Source organism: Luteitalea sp., assembly GCF_044337415.1.
Classification (GTDB): Bacteria; Acidobacteriota; Vicinamibacteria; order Vicinamibacterales; family Vicinamibacteraceae; genus Luteitalea.
Genome location: NZ_JBIINP010000078.1, coordinates 1 through 18,088, shown reverse-complemented (window position 1 = coordinate 18,088; position 18,088 = coordinate 1). Strand labels below are relative to the sequence as shown.

The 18,088-nt window shown below is 70.8% G+C and carries 12 protein-coding genes; 8 read left to right on the top strand and 4 right to left on the bottom strand.

The window, feature by feature from the left end; genetic code table 11:
* Both ACIRDX_RS12830 and ACIRDX_RS12825 read left to right on the top strand, forming a co-directional pair.
* On the top strand, positions 1–324 hold a 324-nt coding region (locus ACIRDX_RS12830), incomplete at its 5' end, for a DUF3526 domain-containing protein (RefSeq protein ID WP_396625826.1).
* Positions 325–339: 15 nt separating this feature from the next.
* A complete protein-coding gene (locus ACIRDX_RS12825; protein WP_396625825.1) occupies positions 340–1,779 on the top strand; it encodes an ABC transporter permease in 1,440 nt (479 codons plus the stop codon).
* Between the two features lie 25 nt (positions 1,780–1,804).
* Here the strand turns inward: ACIRDX_RS12825 and ACIRDX_RS12820 are convergent, their stop codons facing one another.
* The gene (locus ACIRDX_RS12820; RefSeq protein ID WP_396625824.1) at positions 1,805–2,677 is read right to left on the bottom strand and encodes a hypothetical protein; all 873 of its coding nucleotides are present in this window, start codon (positions 2,675–2,677) and stop codon (positions 1,805–1,807) included.
* A gap of 151 nt (positions 2,678–2,828) precedes the next feature.
* Here ACIRDX_RS12820 and ACIRDX_RS12815 point away from each other — a divergent pair, with 151 nt between their 5' ends.
* The 3 genes from ACIRDX_RS12815 (at position 2,829) to ACIRDX_RS12805 (ending at position 8,720) form a co-directional block, all read left to right on the top strand.
* On the top strand, positions 2,829–6,062 hold the full coding sequence (locus ACIRDX_RS12815) for a TonB-dependent receptor domain-containing protein (RefSeq protein WP_396625823.1): 3,234 nt from the start codon (positions 2,829–2,831) through the stop codon (positions 6,060–6,062).
* A gap of 378 nt (positions 6,063–6,440) precedes the next feature.
* Positions 6,441–7,598, top strand: a complete 1,158-nt coding sequence (locus ACIRDX_RS12810; protein WP_396625822.1) for a hypothetical protein — start codon at positions 6,441–6,443, stop codon at positions 7,596–7,598.
* Between the two features lie 171 nt (positions 7,599–7,769).
* Positions 7,770–8,720: a diguanylate cyclase gene (locus tag ACIRDX_RS12805; RefSeq protein ID WP_396625821.1), complete on the top strand. Its 951-nt coding sequence runs from the start codon at positions 7,770–7,772 to the stop codon at positions 8,718–8,720.
* A 24-nt stretch (positions 8,721–8,744) separates the two neighbouring features.
* Here ACIRDX_RS12805 and ACIRDX_RS12800 read toward each other — a convergent pair whose 3' ends face one another.
* The 3 genes from ACIRDX_RS12800 to araD form a co-directional block, all read right to left on the bottom strand.
* Positions 8,745–10,223, bottom strand: a complete 1,479-nt coding sequence (locus ACIRDX_RS12800; RefSeq protein ID WP_396625820.1) for an Nramp family divalent metal transporter — start codon at positions 10,221–10,223, stop codon at positions 8,745–8,747.
* Between the two features lie 119 nt (positions 10,224–10,342).
* Positions 10,343–13,180 carry an FAD-binding and (Fe-S)-binding domain-containing protein gene (locus ACIRDX_RS12795; protein ID WP_396625819.1) on the bottom strand — a complete coding sequence of 946 codons (2,838 nt, stop codon included), beginning with the start codon at positions 13,178–13,180 and terminating at the stop codon, positions 10,343–10,345.
* A 127-nt stretch (positions 13,181–13,307) separates the two neighbouring features.
* The gene (gene araD, locus ACIRDX_RS12790) at positions 13,308–15,035 is read right to left on the bottom strand and encodes an L-arabinonate dehydratase (RefSeq protein ID WP_396625818.1); all 1,728 of its coding nucleotides are present in this window, start codon (positions 15,033–15,035) and stop codon (positions 13,308–13,310) included.
* Between the two features lie 128 nt (positions 15,036–15,163).
* On the opposite strand from araD, the gene ACIRDX_RS12785 reads away from it, so the two are divergent.
* The 3 genes from ACIRDX_RS12785 (at position 15,164) to ACIRDX_RS12775 (ending at position 17,823) form a co-directional block, all read left to right on the top strand.
* Positions 15,164–15,712 (top strand): hypothetical protein, encoded by a 549-nt coding sequence (locus tag ACIRDX_RS12785; RefSeq protein WP_396625817.1) that lies wholly within the window; start codon positions 15,164–15,166, stop codon positions 15,710–15,712.
* Between the two features lie 58 nt (positions 15,713–15,770).
* A complete protein-coding gene (locus ACIRDX_RS12780) occupies positions 15,771–17,057 on the top strand; it encodes a hypothetical protein (RefSeq protein ID WP_396625816.1) in 1,287 nt (428 codons plus the stop codon).
* A 106-nt stretch (positions 17,058–17,163) separates the two neighbouring features.
* Positions 17,164–17,823, top strand: coding sequence for a hypothetical protein (locus ACIRDX_RS12775; protein ID WP_396625815.1), 660 nt, complete (start codon positions 17,164–17,166; stop codon positions 17,821–17,823).
* Positions 17,824–18,088 lie beyond the last annotated feature (265 nt).

Genomic DNA, 18,088 nt, shown 5'->3' with positions numbered 1-18,088 from the left:
CCGACACTGGCCGTGCGGTCCCTGTCGATGGCCCTGGCCGGAACCGACGGCCGGCACCACCGCGACTTCATCGGCGCAGCCGAGCAGTACCGCCGCGAGATGCAGCGGACCCTGAACGGTGATCTCGCGGCACATGCGCGCCCCGGCCAGGTGTACCTGGCGGGCAAGGACCTCTGGGAACGCATCCCGCCATTCCGGTACGAGGCGCCGTCGACGACGTGGGCCCTGTCCGGGCAGGTGCGGAGCCTCCTGATTCTCGGCGCGTGGCTCGTCGGCTCGATCGTCGCCCTGCTGATCGGCGTACGCACCATGGCCATCGACTGAACCAGGGTCCTTCGCATGATCGCGCGAATCCTCCGACACGACTGGAAGACGCTCCGAGCCGACGCCACGGTGTGGCTGGTGGCTGGAATCGCCGCCGCGGCCGTCGGGCTCGGCGCCTGGAACGGCACGCGCTGGGTGCAGGCACAGCAGGCCACGCTCACTGCCGTCGCGAGCGAGGAACGGGAGCGGTACGCGGCGCTGGCCAGGGACATCGAGGACCTGACACGCACCGGACGCCGGCTGTCGCCGTTTGCCGACCCTCGCCTGCCGGCGACGTTCGGGGCGCGGCGGGGCACTCGCTCCGCGGTGCTGCCCCCCGGGCCGCTGGCGGCGTTCTCGATTGGCCAGAGCGACCTGCTGCCCTCCGCCGTGCCGGTGTCGACCGAGGCGCGCGAACTCGGCGGCGCGCCTGCCGCGCTGGAGAACCCCTATCGACTGCTCGTCGGGCGCTTCGACCTCGCGTTCGTGGTCATTTACCTCTTTCCGCTCCTCATCATCGGCCTCACCTACAACCTGCTGTCGGGCGAACGTGAGGACGGCACGCTTGCGCTCGTCCTGTCGCAGCCGGTGACGGTCGGCACGCTGGTCGCGGGGAAGGTGGCCGTGCGCCTCGCCCTCCTGTTGGCGCTGGTGCTCGGGACGGCACTGGTCGCCCTTGCGGCCATCGTCTCGTGGCAGGGGGCGGGGCCGGGGCTGGGCGTCCGGGTCGCCTTGTGGGGGCTGGTGGTCTGTGCCTACGGCGTCCTGTGGTTCGCGCTGGGTGTCCTCGTGGTGTCACGCGGGGCCGGGTCTGCAAGCACCGCCACCGTGCTGGCTGGGACATGGCTGCTGCTCGTGGTGCTGATCCCCGCGCTCGCGGGCGTGGCGGTCAACGCCCTGTATCCCGTGCCCTCGCGGGTGCAGATGGTCCAGGCGATCCGCGAGGCCTCCGATTCGGCCAGTGCGAACGGCAGCGCGCTGCTGGCCCGCTATTTCGAGGAGCATCCGGAGTTGGCCGGTGGTGATCCGGCGGCGGCCGCTGGCGATGCCGCCGCGATTCGGCTGGCGGTCAACGACGCCGTCGAGCGCGACGTGCGACCGGTGGTGGATGCCTACGAACGACAGCGCCGCCGGCAACAGGCGCTGATCGAACGGCTGCGCTACCTGTCGCCAGCCATGCTGATGCAGGACGCGCTCAACGATCTCGCGGGCACCGGCACGACACGGTACCGCCACTTCTCGGCCGAAGTGGACCGCTTCCACGCCGCCTGGCGCGCGCACTTCACGCCGCTGATTCTCGGGCGCACCCGATTGCAGTCGCTGGAGGCCGTCCCGATGTTCCAGTACCGCGAGGAACACACGCTGGCGGTGGCCACGCGCGTGATGTCGAGTGTGGCCGGGTTGTCGGTGCCAGCCGTGATCCTCGCCTGGCTCGGCATGCGGCGCCTTCGCCGGTACCCGGTCACGGCGGGCTGAGCACCTCGACGCCGGCGCCGAAGATTCAGCGCGCGCCTGGGGCACCGGCGCCGGCGGAATCGGCCGGGCCCTTTCCCAGCGCCTCCCGCACCAGCGCGACGGCCCCGGGCCGCCCGGGGCCGATGAAGCGCGCCCGACGCGCGCGATAGTCGGCCAGGACCTCGCGCGCGCGCCCCTCGATCGCCAGCTCCTCTGGCGAGTCGACCGCCCCCTTCGGTCGTGCCCACACGAACTGGTTCGTCGGATTCCCGAACGTCGGCACGCTGCGGAAGTCACGCACCACGAACTGCCCGGTCCGCTCCTGCGACAGCGCCGCGTCCACGAAGAAAGTCACCGCGTCGTCGGGATAGCCGAACAGCCAGCCGTAGCCTCGGAAACGTACCGCAGGCAGGGCGTGCTCGATGGTGAGCAGCGTCTCGCCAGCAGGCATCGTCGGCGTCACACCCAGCGCGGCGAAGAAGGTCGACTGACGCGTGATGAGTGCCCGGACGGCGGAACGGCGGGCCACCCACGCATGCAGCGTGCGTTTGCCGTCGTGCACGCGCGCGAACGCCTGTAGCCCGGCGTCGAGGTCGGCGCCGCACTGCCATGTGGCCAGCACGCGTCGCGTGGCCTCGACCGTGGTCCCATCGGGCGCCTCCACGGAGATGTCCTGACGCTCGAACCCGGAACTCATCGGCTTGATGTCGGCAAGGATCGTGTAGAGCGCCTCCGAGTCGAGCGCCTTCAGGAGTAACGCCTCGTTCAACTCGCGCTCTGCTGGCGACAGCGCCGCCGTATCGAAACAGGCAGGGACAGGCGCCGTCGGCGTGCGGCCGACCGGAACGTGACGCGAGGCGCAGGCCGTGGCGCCGAGCCACAGCACGAGAACGAGCACATGGGGCGAGAGACGAGGCATCGACCCAGCATCCCCCCTCTCGCCGTGCGAGCGGCGTGGCGATCACACCAGTGGTCGTTCGACGCCCACCAGCGACCGCCCGTGCCGCTCCGTGATGCGTTCGTGGAGTCAGGGTGGATGTTGCGGCAGCACCGCGCGATGGTCGCCGGGTATGCCAGCCTCCCTCTCCCGCCTCATCCTCGCCACCCTGCTCGCGCTGCCGATCGGCGCCCTCCCTCGCGTTGCCCTCGCTCAGGCGGGCACGGGCAGCCTCGTCGGTCGCGTGCTCGACAGCAGCGATGCGCCGGTGCCAGGCGCCACGGTCGTCGCCACCAGCGCCACGACAGGCGCCGCCCGCGAGACGACCAGCGGCACCGCCGGACTGTTCACGCTCACCGGACTGCCGCCGGGGCGCTACCGCGTCGAGGCGCGGCTCACCGGGTTCCGCACCGCCGTACGTGAGCCCGTGACCGTGAACGTGGAGACGCGCACCGACGTGCCCCTCAGGCTCGAGCCCGGCGACGTCACAGAGACGGTCACGGTGGCCGGCGCGTCGCTCGTCGACCGCACCTCCCCCGCCGTCGGCACCATCGTGGACCGCCAGTTCGTGGAGAATCTCCCGCTCAACGGGCGCAGCTTCCAGACGCTGCTCGAACTCACGCCGGGGGTGGTGCTGACCAAGCCGACGATCACCTCGCCCGGCCAGTTCTCGGTGAACGGTCAGCGCGGCAACGCCAACTACTTCCTCGTCGACGGCGTGGGCGCCAACGTCGGCACGAGCGTCAATGCGCAGTTCTCACAGCAGGCGGCCGGCACGCTGCCGGGCCTCACCGTGACCGGCGGGACCAACGCGCTCGTGTCGGTCGATGCCCTCGAGGAGTTCAAGGTGCAGACATCGGGCTATGCGCCCGAGTTCGGCCGGTCGCCCGGCGGGCAGGTGTCGCTCGTGACGCGCGCCGGCACCAACCGGCTCACCGGCTCGGTATTCGACTACGTGCGCGACGACGCGCTCGACGCCAACGACTGGTTCAACAACCGGAACGGTGTCGAGAAGCTGCAACTCCGGCAGCACCAGTTCGGCGGCGTGCTCGGTGGACCCGTGGTGGTGCCGGGCTTCGACGGTCGTGGCCGGACCTTCTTCTTCGCCTCGTACGAGGGCCTGCGCCTCACCCAGCCACAGGACGTGACGTTCGCGGTCGTGCCGTCGCGCGAGGCGCGCGAGCGCGCCAGCGGCATCGTCCGGGCGCTGTTCGACACGTTCCCGCTGCCGAACACGCCCGCCGAACCCGGCGACCCCGCCCTGACCGGCCGATACCGTGTGGCGGTGTCCTTCCCGTCCACCTTCGACGCCACCAGCGTGCGGATCGACCAGCAGGTCGGGCGTGCGCTGCGCCTGTTCGGGCGATGGAACCATGCGCCGTCCAGCTTCGAGCAGCGCACGTTCGCCAATGGGGAGAACGCCTTCGCCCTCTCGACGACCACCACGACGATCGGCAGCACGTGGAGCCAGGGGACACGGCTGGTGCACGACACGCGCGCCAACATCAGCGAGTCCAGGGGGCTCTTCACGTTCGGCGTGAACGCGATCGACGGCGCCGTCATCCCCGACCTCGATGCGCTGTACCCGTCCTTCGCCGCGCGCGAGTCCTCGCGCCTGAACGTGCAGCTCACGGCGGGCATGCCGTTCCAGCAGGGGCGCTCACCGGCCAACTTCACCATCGGCAAGAGCCTGGGCAACGCCCAGCAGCAGTTCAACCTCGTCCACACCTCGACGCTGGTGACGGGTCGGCACGAGTTGAAGGCCGGACTCGACTGGCGCCGCCTGAACCCGCTGTCCGACTTCAGCACGTACGGATTCACCTACGTGTTCCGGAGCGTCGAGGAAGCCCTCGCGACCGGCGCCCCCTTCAGCGCGCAGGTGCAGGCCTTCTCCCCGGAGACGCGCTTCACGCTCAACAACGTCTCGGTGTTCCTGCAGGACCACTGGCGAGTCACGCCACGACTCAGCCTGACCTATGGCCTCCGCTACGAGATCAATCCGGCCCCGACAGGAGACCCGCTGCTGCCGTTCACCTTCGACGGCCTCGACGCCCCTCGCACGATGACGCTGGCCCCGGCAGGCACCCCGTTCTTCGAGACCAGCTACACCAACCTCGCCCCTCGCGTGGGCGCCGCCTACGTGCTCTCGGACCGGGGAGACCTCGTCGTGCGTGGTGGCTTCGGCGTGTACTATGACCTGGGCACGGGCACCGCGCTGCGGGGGTTCACCGGATACCCCTACAACTCGGTGCGTTCGATCCCGACGCCGGGCCCGCTCCCCCTGGCTGATGCCACGCTCACGCCGACGCCCTTCAATGCCGACCCGCCGTATGCGGCCACCTTCCATGTGACGGATCGGTCGCTCGCGCTGCCGCGCACGCGCCACTTCAACATCAGCCTCGAGAAGGGCTTCGGCGATCGCCAGTCGGTCACCGTGGGGTACGTGGGCAGCCAGGGACGCGACCTGCTGCGCACCGAGAACTTCCGCAACCAGCCCGCGAACGCGGCCCTCGGCACGCCCGCCATCGTGCAGCTCAACCCCGCGCTGTTCTCGACGGCAGCCCTGGTCTCGCTCACCCGCAACCTGGCGTCGTCGGACTACCACGCGCTGCAGGTGCAGTACCAGCGGCGTCTGTCACGCGGGGTGCAGGCGCTCGTCTCCTACACGCTCAGTGAGTCGACCGACAACATCTCGGACGAAACGCAGGCCGGCATCCCGACCGGCGGTATCGACGGCTTCCCGGTCGACGTCGACGCGGATCTCGGGCCGAGCGACTTCGACGCACGCCACAACCTGGTCGCCTCGGTCACGTGGGACCTGCCAGGGCCGCGCGGCGGCGTGGCGGGCGCCCTGCTGTCAGGCTGGGGGCTCGACCTCATCGGCCGCTATCGCTCGGCCACGCCGATCACCGTCATCAGTCCCGTCGTCGACCCGCTGAATGTGGCCAGCAGCAGGCGCGTGGATCTCGTGCCGGGTGTGCCGACGTGGGTGGACGACCCGCAGGCCCCCGGTGGACGTCGGCTCAACCGCGATGCGTTCGCCGTGCCCGGCGTCGGACAGCAGGGCACGCTCGGACGCAACGCGCTCCGCAGCTTCCCGCTGCGGCAGGTCGACGCGTCCCTGCGACGGACGTTCGCCCTCGGGGGACGCACCCGGCTGCAGGCCAGGCTCGACGCGTTCAATGTCTTCAACATCCCGAACTTCGGCGATCCCGTGACGGCGTTGTCGGCCTCGCCCCTGTTCGGCCAGTCCACAGGCATGGCCGTGACGCAACTTGGCGGCACATCCAGCGGGGTCGGGCTGAACCGCCTGTACCAGGTTGGCCGGCCGCGCAGCCTGCAGGCGTCGTTGCGCCTGCTGTTCTGACCCACACCAACGCGCTGCCGTCTCGCCCGTAGCGCACGCCATGCGGGCTGCCGGCGTAGGCCTTGGGGCTGGGGGCTGGGGGCTGGGGGCTGGGGGCTGGGGGCTGGGGGCTCGGAAAGCATGCTCTCTGAGCCTTGAGCCCTGAGCCTTGAGCCTCGACCCCTGAGCCCTGAGCCTCGAGCTCGTCAGTCCGCCTCCACACCCGCCTCATCTGCAGCATTCCGCAGCGCGCTGCGGGAAAGTGCCCACGCCCACGGGAACGCCCCGGCAGGAGCGCCTCGGGCCAATGGCGCGCGTTTCGCAGCTGACAGTCCCTTCAGGGGGTGGACCACGTCTGCGCGGGTCACCACATGGCCCATCAGGGCCGCCGGGTTCGCCATGGCGGCCTCTGTTGCGGTGTCGGTCTCGGCGTCGCCGTTGTCACGAGCACGCACGGAGGACGGCTTCGCCCTCGCGTACGACCTGCAGTTCGACGAGAGTCGACGCGTGCTCGCCGAGGCGGTTGCCGCCGACCCGTCCGACCCGGCGCCTCACCGCGCGATGGCCGCGATCGCGTGGATCGAAATCCTCTTTGCGCAGGGCGTCGCGACCTTCGAGGCCTTCACGGGTGAGGTGCCCGAGGGCGACGTCGCTCGCCCGCCGGCGCCAGCCCATCTGGTGGCGCGATTCTCCGCGGCACTCGCCACGGCGGCGCACCTCGCCGCTCGACAGGTCGAGCTGGACGATGACGCCGACGCCCATTACCAGGTAGGAGCGACGACGGCACTCGAATGCGTGTACGGCGCCACCGTCGAGGGCCGCACCATCGGCGCACTGCGATGCGGGCGGCGCGCCGTGGCCGCGATGACGCGCGCACGGGCGCGCTCCGCGGCGATCCCGGAATCGGCGCTGCTGCTCGCGCTGTCCGAGTACACGGTCGCCACGTTGCCCTGGGCCGCGCGGATGGTCGCCCGCGTGAGCGGTCTCTCGGGCAGTCGCGCACGCGCCATGGCCCTGCTCGAGGAAGCGGCGGCGCCAGGCGCCCTCACGGCCAGCGACGCCCTGCTCCTGCGGATGGTCATCTACGCGCGGGAGGGCCGTCATGAGGCCGTCGTCGCGGACGTGCGGGTGCTCCAGGCGCGCCATCCCGGAAACCGCCTCTTCTGGCTCAACGAGGGCGCGGCGGCCGCGGCAACGTGTCGCTGGGCGGAGGCCGACGCGGCCTTCTCCAGGGGCATCGCGGGCCGTCGCTGGGCATCAGGCCCTCGAATCCATGGCGAAGCCGCGCTGTGGCTCTGGCACCGTGGCGCGGCTCGCGCGGCGATGGGCCGCCATGCCGAGGCATACGACGATCTCACGCAGGCCCTGGCTGCGGGGCCCCGCGACTGGGTGCGCGGCCGGATCCACCACCAGTTCGGCGAGTTGGCCCTCGTCGCCGGGCAGACGGGCGACGCACGTCGTGAGTTCGAGGCCGCCGTGGCGCTCTCCATCCGCGGCGGCGACTCGCTGATGACGCGGCGCGCCCGCGACGCCCTGCAGTCGCTCACGCGACATTAACGCTTGACGCTTGACGCTTAAGGCCTAGCGATTGGCGCTTGGCGCTTGGCGCTTGACACTTGGCTCCGAGCTCCGAGCTCCGAGCTCCTGGCACCCCGTCCCGGTGGGGCCCTGTACCCTCGCCCCTCCGCCGCCGATGTCTTGATCAGCCGGAGAGCCGGTCCGAGGGCCATGGACACCACCACTCGCCAGGCGGCGCTGATCGAGGCCGCCATCACGCAGGGGGTGACGCCGCTCGTCATCACGGACGCCGACCTGAGTGCCGGCGCGCCGCGGGTCGAGTACTGCAATCCCGCCTTCTCTGCCCTCACCGGCTACGCGCCTCACGAACTCTTCGGTCGCCGTCTCGACGTGCTCGACGGCCCCGGCACGGCCACGGCCGGCCGCGACGAGCACCTTCGATGCCGCGCCGAAGGTCGCGTCTTTCGCGGCAGGCTCGTGCAGTACCGGCGCGACGGCTCCGCCTTCCACGCCGACTGGCTCACCACGCCGGTGCTCGACGAGCACGGTGTCGTGGCACATTTCGCCTCCATCTGCCGTGACTGCAGCGCGGAGGTCGACGCCGAGCAGGCGCGGAGCCGCCACGTCGTCGACCAGGCCGCGCGGCAGGCCCAGCGCAAGCCGACGCTCGCCGAAGCCTCGCAGACCGACCCGCTGACCGGGTTGCTCACCCACCAGGCCGGAACAACGCACCTGCGCGAGGTGCACGACGAGGCCTCACGCGCCCGCCGCGCCTACTCGCTCCTGCTGGGCGATGTCGATCACTTCAACCGCATCACGGATCACCACGGGTACCGGGCCGGCGAGCGCGTGCTGGTGCACGTGGCGCGCCTGCTCCGGCACGGGGTGCGGCCCGGCGACACCGTGATGCGCTGGGGCGGCGACACGTCGCTGGTGGTGTTGCCTGCCACCGAACTCGACGAGGCGGTGGCCGTGGCGCGGCGGCTGCGCGCCGATGCCGCGGCGACGCCGGACGGCGAAATCGGCGCCGTCACGCTCTCGATCGGGGTCGCCACCTGGCGGCCCGGCGAGACCATGGGCGACGTGCTTGCGCGCGTCGATGACGCGATGTTCGCGGCGCGTGCGGCCGGCGGCAATCGTGTCGAGTGGACGGAGCAGTAATTCAGAATTCAGAATTCAGAATTACTACATGCCGAAGAAGGTCCGTACCTGCGCGATGACCAGCCAGCCGCCGAAGAAGGCGTAGAACGCCGTCGCCAGCACCATCATCACCAGCCGGAGCCCGCCGATGCGCAGGGGCGCCGGCAGGCCGCGCAGGTTCAGCTGGATGAGCAGCACCCCGTACACGATCATCACGAGCCCGTTCAGGCACGCCGCCGTCATCAGCAGCACGAGCGGCTGCTGCATGCCGCTCAGCAGGATGATCGAGCCCGAGGCCACCCCGCCCCACACGGCGAAGAAGTAGATCCGGCTCTCGGTCCAGTACGCGTGCCCCTGCAGGTACACCGTCCGCAGGATGTCGGCGACGATGCGCGCGATGTAGTCGACGGTGCCGAGCGCCACGAGGATCAGCGACAGCGCCCCGAACACCCAGAAGAACTTGCCGAACCACGGCGCCACCACCTGCTGCAGCACCTCGCCTTCCGACTTGATGAAGGCGAGCGTCGCCTGGCTGGCGAACTGCTGGCCACTGATCGTCGAGTGGGCCAGCATCGAGAAGGTGGTGATCGAGAAGATGCAGATGAACCAGAAGCTGACCAGTTGCTCGACGTTGGCCCGCTTCCACCACACGGCGAATCGCGCCATGTTGGCGCCGTCGGTCCGCATCATCACGCCGGTGGTCGGCGCGGCGACGTCCTCGCCGGTGATCGGCGAAACGATGCGCGGGATGTACGCGCCCATGCCGAAGCCCTTGTCGCGAATCCAGTTGCTCTGCGCCAGGTTGTTCACGCCACCGGCGCCGGCAAACACCAGCGCGCTCAGCAAGAGCGTGATCGGGATGGCCGTGGCATCGGGCAGCGTGCCGAAGCCACTGATCGCCTGGGGCAGGTCGGCCCAGGCCGCCGGCGTGATCGCCTCGACGATGGCCACCGACAGGAAGACGAGCGTGAGGCCGACCTTGAAGAACTGCGCGCGCTCGAGCGTCTTGTAGACGACGGGCGACATGGTGAGCGCGAAACCGATGGCGATCATCACGCCGACGGTGATGTAGCCGACGTTGCCCCCACCCATGAGGAACGTGAGCGCCGTGACGCCGCCGGTGGCCCACCCCGGCCACATGTTCGGCAGCAGCGTGAACAGGCAGAAGATCCAGCCCCAGTGCCGCCACTTCCTCACGAACCCGGCAATGGCCGTCTCGCCGGTCACGAGCGTGTACCGCTCGATCTCCATGTTCATGAAGTACTGGAACGTGACGCTGACCACCGCCGCCCACAGGAACGCCGGCCCGACGGCCGCCGTGATGAACGGCCAGATGATGTACTCGCCCGATCCGACGCCGAGGCCGGCCAGGATGACGCTGGGGCCGAGGATCTTGGTGAGCGGCAGCGGCTCCGGCATGTCGCGCACCGTCATCGGCGGCAGGCAGCCGGCCGGTGGCAGCGGATGCGGCGAGGCGGCGTCCGCTCCGGAGCCCGGGGGCAACCCATCAGCAGCGTGTTGCATCGGGGGATGGTATCGCAGGCCGGGCTGGCACAGGCGGCCCTACCTCGCCGGGGCGAAAGGCGACAGGCTACAGGCAGCCTGTGGCCTGCAGTCTGCCTCGCGTCGGCCATGGCCGACGCCTACGCGCCGGGGCGCGTCGATTCCTCGAGCAGGTGGATCACCGACCGATACGGCCGTCCCGTGGCGCTCGTGAGCGCGACCTCGCACATCCGGTTGGCCGACACGTGGTCGTCGCAGCCGGCCGCGCGCACCTCGTCGGCCTCGCCCCGTGTGGCCGAGGCCGTGAGTTCGGGGACGAGGAAGCCGCGATCGCCGGCAAACCCGCAGCACCCCGCATGCGGTGGATGCACGACCTCCGCGGCGCAGGCGGCCACGACGGCGCTCAGGTCGTCGGCCTGCCCCAGGTGCGCCAGTGAACACGTCGGGTGGACGGCCACCTTCCCGGCGCGATGCGTGACCTCGAGGCGCGGTAGCAGCGTCATCCGCGCGAAGGTCACGCTGTCGACGATGCGCATCGCCGACAGCCGCTCGCGATTGGCGGCGGTGAGGACGGGACCGCACTCGCGCAGGCCGAGCGTGCACGAGTTGGCGTCGACGACGACCGGCAGGCGCCCCTCCTGCGACCAGTGCCAGCACCGCTCGATGGCGTCGTTGGCCGCCTGCCGATGGCCGCTCACGAGCCCCTTCGACGAGAAGGGCGTCCCGCAGCAGGTCCCGTGCACGTCGTCTGGAATCCACATGGGCGTCCCGGCGCGCGCGGCAACGGCCACCAATGCGGCTGGAAGCGAGAGGGCCGACGTCTCGCCGGGCACGTGACCGAAGACGCGCGACACGCAGGCGGGCAGGTACACGGCGGCGATGTCGGCACGCGACGTGCGCGGGAGCGCCGCGGCAGGGCGCGGCATCTCCGGCGTCCACAGCGGCAGTTCCGACCCGCCGAGCCGCCGCGCCAGGCGCGTGAGCGCAGGCATGGCGCCGGCGCCGAGCGCCCGCTGCACGAGGTGTCCGAGCCGCAGCCCGGTCTTCACGAGCGACTCCGCGAGCCCGAATCGCGTCGCCACGGCCTGTCCGAGCGACTCCGCGCCAGCCGAGTGGCGCCCGTGCCTGAACTGCTTCACGAGCGAGCCGGTGTTGATCCCCACCGGGCACGCGGTGGCGCACATCCCGTCGACGGCGCACGTGTCGAGCCCGGCATAGGCGTAGTCCTGCCAGAGCGCGTCGAGCACCGCACGCGACTCGCCGGCCTGCTCGCGGCGCACCATGTCGCGCCGCACCAGGATGCGCTGACGCGGCGTGAGCGTGACGTCGCGCGACGGGCACACGCGCTCGCAGAAGCCGCACTCGACGCACGTGTCGACGGCATCCTCCACCGAGGGCAACGACTTGAGGTCGGTGAGGTGCGCCCGCGGATCGGGATTGAGAATCACGCCGGGGTTCAGCAGCCCGTCGGGGTCGGCCAGCGCCTTGAGCCGCTGCATGATCGCCAGCGCTGCCCCGCCCCACTCCGTCTCGACGAAGGGCGCCATGTTGCGGCCGGTGCCGTGCTCGGCCTTGAGCGCGCCGTCGTACTTCCCCACCACGAGCGCGACCACGTCGTCCATGAAGCGCGCGTACTGGTCGATCGCCGCGGCGTCGTTGAAAGACTGCGTGATCACGAAGTGCAGGTTGCCGTCGCCGGCATGGCCGAAGATGATCGCCTCGGGGTAGCCGTGGCGCACGAACAGCGCCTGCAGGTCGATCACCGCTTCGCCCAGGCGCTCGAGCGGGAAGGCGACGTCCTCGATGATGACGGTGGTGCCGCTCTTGCGGACCGCGCCGACCGACGGATACATCCCCTCGCGCACCCGCCACAGCGCCGCGATGGCGCGCGGGTCGTCGGTGAATCCGGCGGGGTGCAGCAGCGGCAACGAGGTCACCACCGTCGCCGATGCTTCGGCGTACTCCGCCAGCGCCTGCGGCGTCGCGGCCTGGAACTCGACGAGCAACCCGGCCGCGCCGTCCGGCAGCGTGCGCAACGTGTCGGGCACGCCTGGCTGGTGCTCCACCGCCCGCAACGACGCACGGTCCATCAGCTCGAGGGCTTTCGCCCCCGCCTGCTTCAGTGGCGCGATCGCGGCGCACGCGTCGTGGATGGTGGCAAACAGCAGGAGGCCCGTCGCCTTGTGGGGCAGGTCGGGCACGGTGCGCAATACCGCCTCCGGGATGAAGGCCAGCGTGCCCTCCGACCCGATCAGCAGGTGCGCGAAGATGTCGACCGGGCGCGCGAAGTCGAGGAACGCGTTGAGCCCGTATCCTGTCGTGTTCTTCATCCGGTACTTGGCCCGGATGCGCGAGGCCAGCGCCTCGTCGGCCTCGATCGTGGCCTTCAGGTCGAGCAGCCCGGCCGCCAGCGCCGGTTCCGCGCTGCGGAAGCGCGCGTCGGCGTCGGGATCGGCCGTGTCGATCAGCGTGCCCGAGGGCAGCAGGAACGTGAGGCTGTCGAGCGTGTGATAGGCGTTCTGCGCGACGCCGCAGCACTTCCCCGACGCGTTGTTGGCCAGGATGCCGCCGAGCGCGCAGGCCGCGAGGCTGGCTGGATCGGGGCCAATCTTTCGCCCGAACGGTCGCAGCGCGAGGTTGGCCTCGCCGCCGAGCACGCCGGGCTGCACGCGCAGGCGCGCGCCCCCGTCGAGCACCTCGAGGCGACGCCAGTGACGCTTCACCTCCACCAGCAGGCCGTCGGTCACGGCCTGTCCCGACAGGCTCGTGCCTGCAGCGCGGAAGGTGATCGGGACGCCGATCTCACGCGACAGCCGGAAGAGCCCGCGAATCTCGTCGATGGAAGCCGCCAGGACGACGGCCTTCGGGACGGGGCGATAGAAGCTCGCGTCGGAGGCCCACGCCGCGAGGTCGATCGGGCGGGTCAGCACGCGTGCCGGCGGGATCAGGGCGTCGAGCTGTCGGCGGAGCGGTGGCAATTCGAAATTCGACATTTGAAAGCGACCGGCGGCCGGCCTGCCGGCCTTGCCGCGCGATACGTCTCGAGGGGCGACGGCGGAGCCGTGCCCCGCGAGAATTTCACGTTTCGAATGTCGAATTGTGAGCTCAGTGTGAGTGGCGCGGCACGGCCGACCCGCTGCCGCCCTTCAGGAAGTCGAGGTCGGCGCCTTCGTTGGCCTGCAGCACGTGGTCGACATAGAGCTTCACGTAGCCGCGCTGCGTGATGGGCGCCGGCGGCTGCCATTCGGCACGCCGACGGGCGAGTTCCTCCTCGTCCACGAGCAGCGAGAGCTGCCGTGCGGGCACGTCGAGCGTGATCATGTCGCCCGAGCGCACGAGCGCGAGCGGCCCGCCGACGGCGGCTTCTGGCGCGACGTGCAGCACCACCGTGCCGTACGCCGTGCCGCTCATGCGCGCGTCGGAGATGCGGACCATGTCGGTCACGCCCTGGCGCAGGATCTTCGGGGGCAGCGGCATGTTGCCGACCTCCGGCATGCCCGGATACCCCTTCGGTCCGCAGTGCTTCAGCACGAGGACACACGAGGCATCGACGTCGAGCGCCTCGTCGTCGATGCGCGCGTGGAAGTCGTCGATGTCCTCGAACACCACGGCGCGGCCCGTGTGGCGCAGCAGCTCGGCGCTGGCCGCGGCCGGCTTGATGATCGCGCCGTCTGGCGCAAGGTTGCCCTTCAGCACGGCGATGCCGCTGTCGGGCACCACGGGGTTGTCCTGCGGGCGGATCACCTCGGGGTTGTCGTTGGGGGCGCCGGCGATGTTCTCGCCCACGGTGCGTCCCGTGACCGTCAGCGCGTCGCGATGGATCAGGTCCCCGAGTTCACGCAGCACGGCGGGGAGCCCGCCGGCGTAGTAGAAGTCCTCCATCAGGTACCGGCCCGACGGCATCAGGTCGACGAGGCACGACACGTCGCGGCCGAGGCGGTCCCAGTCCTCCAGCGAGAACTCGACGCCGACGCGTCCCGCGATGGCCAGCAGGTGGATCACGGCGTTGGTGGAGCCGCCCACGGCATTGACGGCACGTACGGCGTTCTCGAAGGCCTTGCGCGTGAGGATCTGCGAGGGCTTGAGGTCCTCCTCGACCATCGCGACGATCCGGTTGCCGGCCGCGTGCGCGAGGCGACGGCGACGCGCGTCGACGGCGGGGATGGCGGCATTGGTCGGCAGCGCGATCCCCAGCGCTTCCACCAGGCACGCCATCGTCGAGGCCGTGCCCATCGTCATGCAGTGGCCGGCCGAGCGGCTCATGCCGGCCTCGGCCGCGCGGAAGTCCTCGGGGGACATCAGGCCGCACCGCATGTCCTCGCTGAACTTCCAGACGTGCGTGCCCGAACCGATGTCGGTGCCACGATACTTGCCGTTCAGCATCGGCCCGCCCGAGACGACCAGCGTCGGCAGGTCGACGCTCGCGGCGCCCATCACGCACGCGGGCGTCGTCTTGTCGCAGCCCACGAGCAGCACGACGCCGTCGAGCGGGTTGCCGCGGATCGACTCCTCGACGTCCATGCTGGCCAGGTTGCGGAACAGCATCGCGGTGGGGCGCAATTGCGTCTCGCCGAGCGACATCACGGGGAACTCGAGCGGAAAGCCGCCAGCCTCGTACACCCCGTGCTTGACGTGCTCGGCCAGATCACGGAAGTGCGCGTTGCAGGGCGTGAGCTCCGACCAGGTGTTGCAGATACCGATGATCGGCCGCCCGTCGAACACGTGATCGGGATGGCCCTGGTTCTTCATCCAGCTGCGGTGGATGAAGGTGTTGCGGTCGATGCCGCTGAACCATGCCGCACTGCGCCGCGCGCCCTTCGCCTTGTCTGCCATGTCGTCGTTGCCTCATGCCGCCGGCCCCGGACCGGCCGCGCCCCACGCGTGATCCTCGCATGGCCGCGACGCCCCGGGCTGCAGCCCAGGGTGGCGGCCCTCCTGAACCTCGGGTAGCCTATTCGACCATGACCCATGCCTTTCGCGCACTCGCGCTGCTCCTGATGTCGGCTGGCCTCGCGGCCGGCCAGGCGACCAAGACCATCACCTACGACACGAAGGTCGAGACGCTCACCGTCCAGGCCATCGAGTCGAAGAGCCGGACGCTGACGCTCAAGCGTCCCGACGGCACCTTCCTCACGACCGTCGCCCCGGCCGGCATGGGCCGGTTCGACGAGGTCAAGGTTGGCGACACCGTCACGGCCCGCTACTACGAGAACCTCGTGGTGCGCGTGAAGCCTGTCGGCGAGAAGGCCATCGACACGGCCGCCGCGTCGACGGTCACGTCGGACGGCGCCCACCCGGGCGGCACGGCGGCCGTGCAGCGCGCCATCACCGCCACGGTGACGGCGCTCGACCGCAAGGCCAGCACCATCACGGTCGTCGGCCCGAACGACTGGAAGTACTCCTCGCGCGTCGAGGACAAGAAGGCGCTCGAGAAGGTCAAGGTCGGCGATCGCCTCGACATGATCTGGACCGACGCCCTGCTCATCTCGCTGGATTCGGCGAAGAAGTAGGCCTCCCCCGACCCGGTCGGGCGGCCTACCGCCCGGCCGGCCTCGTACAATGGTCGGCATGTCCTTCCGTCGCCGGCCTCTCGCCGACCGCGCGCGCTCCCCAGGCATCCTCGGGGCTCTGGCGCTCGCCGCCCTCCTCGCCCCCGTCGGGCATGCCCAGGACCGCCCACGAGTGCTGGTCACCTCGCCGGAGCAGCGCCAGGCCTACCTGGCGGCCGCGACGCTGTGGGAGGACCGGGCACTGCCCTCGCCCGCCGAAATCGTCGAAGGCCGCGGCACACCGGCCACCGGCAACCGCGCCGACCTCAATCCCGACGGCGGGTTCGCCTGCACGTGGCAGACCGGCGGCGCGCAGATGGGCGGCAAGACGCCCAAGTTCACCTGCCGCACGGCCGCAGGACGGCTGATCCGGGTGAAGTACTACGACGGGCGCCCGAAGACCGGCAATCGCGAGGTGTTCGCCGAAGTCGTCGCCGTCCGGCTCTTCTGGGCCCTGGGATTCCCGTCCGACATCGTGCTGCCGCTCACGGTGCAGTGCCTGGACTGCCCTGAGGATCCGATGACCGGGGTGGGCCCCCGCTCCACGCGCACCCTGCTGGGCGTCACCGAGCCTGCCTTCCGGGGAACCCCGATCCTCTCGACCGCCAACACCGATGAAGGCTGGCGGTTCGGCGAGATCGACGCGGCCATCACGGCACTGCCGCCGGGCCCCGACCGCGATCGCCAGCGGATGCACTTCGACGCCCTGAGCCTGCTGGGCGCCTTCGTGCAGCATGGCGACCGCAAGCCGGAACAGCAGCGGCTCGTGTGCGCCAGCGACATCGATGCGACGGCTGGCGACGTGCACGCGCTCGACGACAGGCCCACCGGCCTCCCGGCGCTGTTCGAGCGCCCTGGCGCACGCGCCTGCACCTCGTCGCTGGCGATGATTCAGGATCTCGGCGCCACGTTCGGCAGTTCAGGCAAGGGCACGCTGCGCACCGCCAAGATCGACCTCGACCCGTGGACGCGGCGCCCGGTCTTCCTGGCACCGGCCGACGACCCGGAGCGCGCCGTCCGCGGCTGCCGGGCCGACGTGACGCCATCGGCGAGCGCCGGGCCAGCCTCCCGGGCCAACCCGCGCATCAGCGAGGCGGGACGACGATTCCTCGTGGAACGCCTGGAGCGCCTCACCGACGAGCACATCCGCGCGTTGTTCGTCGCCGCGCGCGTCGAGTCGATCGGGACGGCGCCGACCTGGACCGAACCGGGCTCGGCCAGGGTGTTCAAGGGACTCGACGCCTGGGTCGCCGCGTTCAAGTACAAGCGCGCGCAGCTCGCGCTCGTGCGCTGCGGCAAGGGATAGGCGCAGGGCGCTGACGCACTGCGCCCTGCAGTTCAGAATTCACGATTCAGACTTGAGAGAGCCGCGGGGCCAGCGGCTGCGGGGTGGCGTCGTAGGGGGTGACCTCATGCTGTGGCCCCTTGCCCTGCTGCTCGTGATTCCGCTGACCGCCGACGCCGGCTGGGAGGTGCTGCGCTATCGCGCCATCGCGCCGCACGTGGTCGCCTTCGGGGCCGAGGGCCTGCGTATCGACGTCAACGCGTCGGCCGCCCCTCTCGTGTACCCGCTCGACTCACCGCGGCGGGTGCGAGGCCTCCGGGCGGAGGGACGGATCGTCGGGACGCTCCGGACCGATGCCCAACGCCAGGGGACCCGGGGCGCCGACGACTACGCCCTGCGCGTCGGCCTCGTCGAAGTAGGTACGCGCCGGCCCGGCTGGATCGAGCGCACGCTGGCGCCCACGTGGGTGCAGCGCCTCTTCGCCCTCGCCCCGCCCGACCTGGGCATCGCCGGCATCCGCTTCTTCAACGTCGCCCTGTCGCCATCGCAGATCGGCCAGTCGCGGCAGCATCCCGCCAGTGCGTTGATCACCGAGCGCGTGGTCAGCGCGCCAGACGCGTCTGGCCGCTTCACCGTCGCCGTCGACCTCGACACCCCCATCGAGTCCGCGGCTGTCTGGATCAGCGTCGATGGCGACGACACCGGGTCGCGCTTCACGGTCACGCTCACTCGTCTCCAGCTGCAACTCGACGACGCGCCGACGCCAGTGCCCGTGCCCCGGAGGTAGGGCCGGTTGGGCCGACCCGGCCCGAAAGGACGGGCCACGGGCTGCAGGCGACAGGCTGCCTGTAGCCTGTAGCCTGCTGTACCTGCAGGGCCGGCCGGGCTCGGAGAGCCGGCCCTACCTCCCGTCGTGGCGCCGCGACGGCAGGTAGACTGCCGTCCATGCGCCTACCTGTCCTCATCGTCGGCCTGGTCTGCAGCCTCGCCGCCTCGCCGAGCCCGGCCCAGCCCGCCAGCGACAGCCTCTACCGCATGCAGGACGTCGAGAC

Excerpts from the sequence above, each read along its gene's own strand:
- ACIRDX_RS12810 (WP_396625822.1), top strand. The coding sequence starts at position 6,441 with ATGGCGGCCTCTGTTGCGGTGTCGGTCTCGGCGTCGCCGTTGTCACGA.
- ACIRDX_RS12820 (WP_396625824.1), bottom strand. The coding sequence starts at position 2,677 with ATGCCTCGTCTCTCGCCCCATGTGCTCGTTCTCGTGCTGTGGCTCGGC.
- ACIRDX_RS12775 (WP_396625815.1), top strand. The coding sequence starts at position 17,164 with ATGCTGTGGCCCCTTGCCCTGCTGCTCGTGATTCCGCTGACCGCCGAC.
- araD (WP_396625818.1), bottom strand. The coding sequence starts at position 15,035 with ATGGCAGACAAGGCGAAGGGCGCGCGGCGCAGTGCGGCATGGTTCAGC.
- ACIRDX_RS12785 (WP_396625817.1), top strand. The coding sequence starts at position 15,164 with ATGACCCATGCCTTTCGCGCACTCGCGCTGCTCCTGATGTCGGCTGGC.
- ACIRDX_RS12825 (WP_396625825.1), top strand. The coding sequence starts at position 340 with ATGATCGCGCGAATCCTCCGACACGACTGGAAGACGCTCCGAGCCGAC.
- ACIRDX_RS12815 (WP_396625823.1), top strand. The coding sequence starts at position 2,829 with ATGCCAGCCTCCCTCTCCCGCCTCATCCTCGCCACCCTGCTCGCGCTG.
- ACIRDX_RS12780 (WP_396625816.1), top strand. The coding sequence starts at position 15,771 with ATGTCCTTCCGTCGCCGGCCTCTCGCCGACCGCGCGCGCTCCCCAGGC.
- ACIRDX_RS12805 (WP_396625821.1), top strand. The coding sequence starts at position 7,770 with ATGGACACCACCACTCGCCAGGCGGCGCTGATCGAGGCCGCCATCACG.
- ACIRDX_RS12800 (WP_396625820.1), bottom strand. The coding sequence starts at position 10,223 with ATGCAACACGCTGCTGATGGGTTGCCCCCGGGCTCCGGAGCGGACGCC.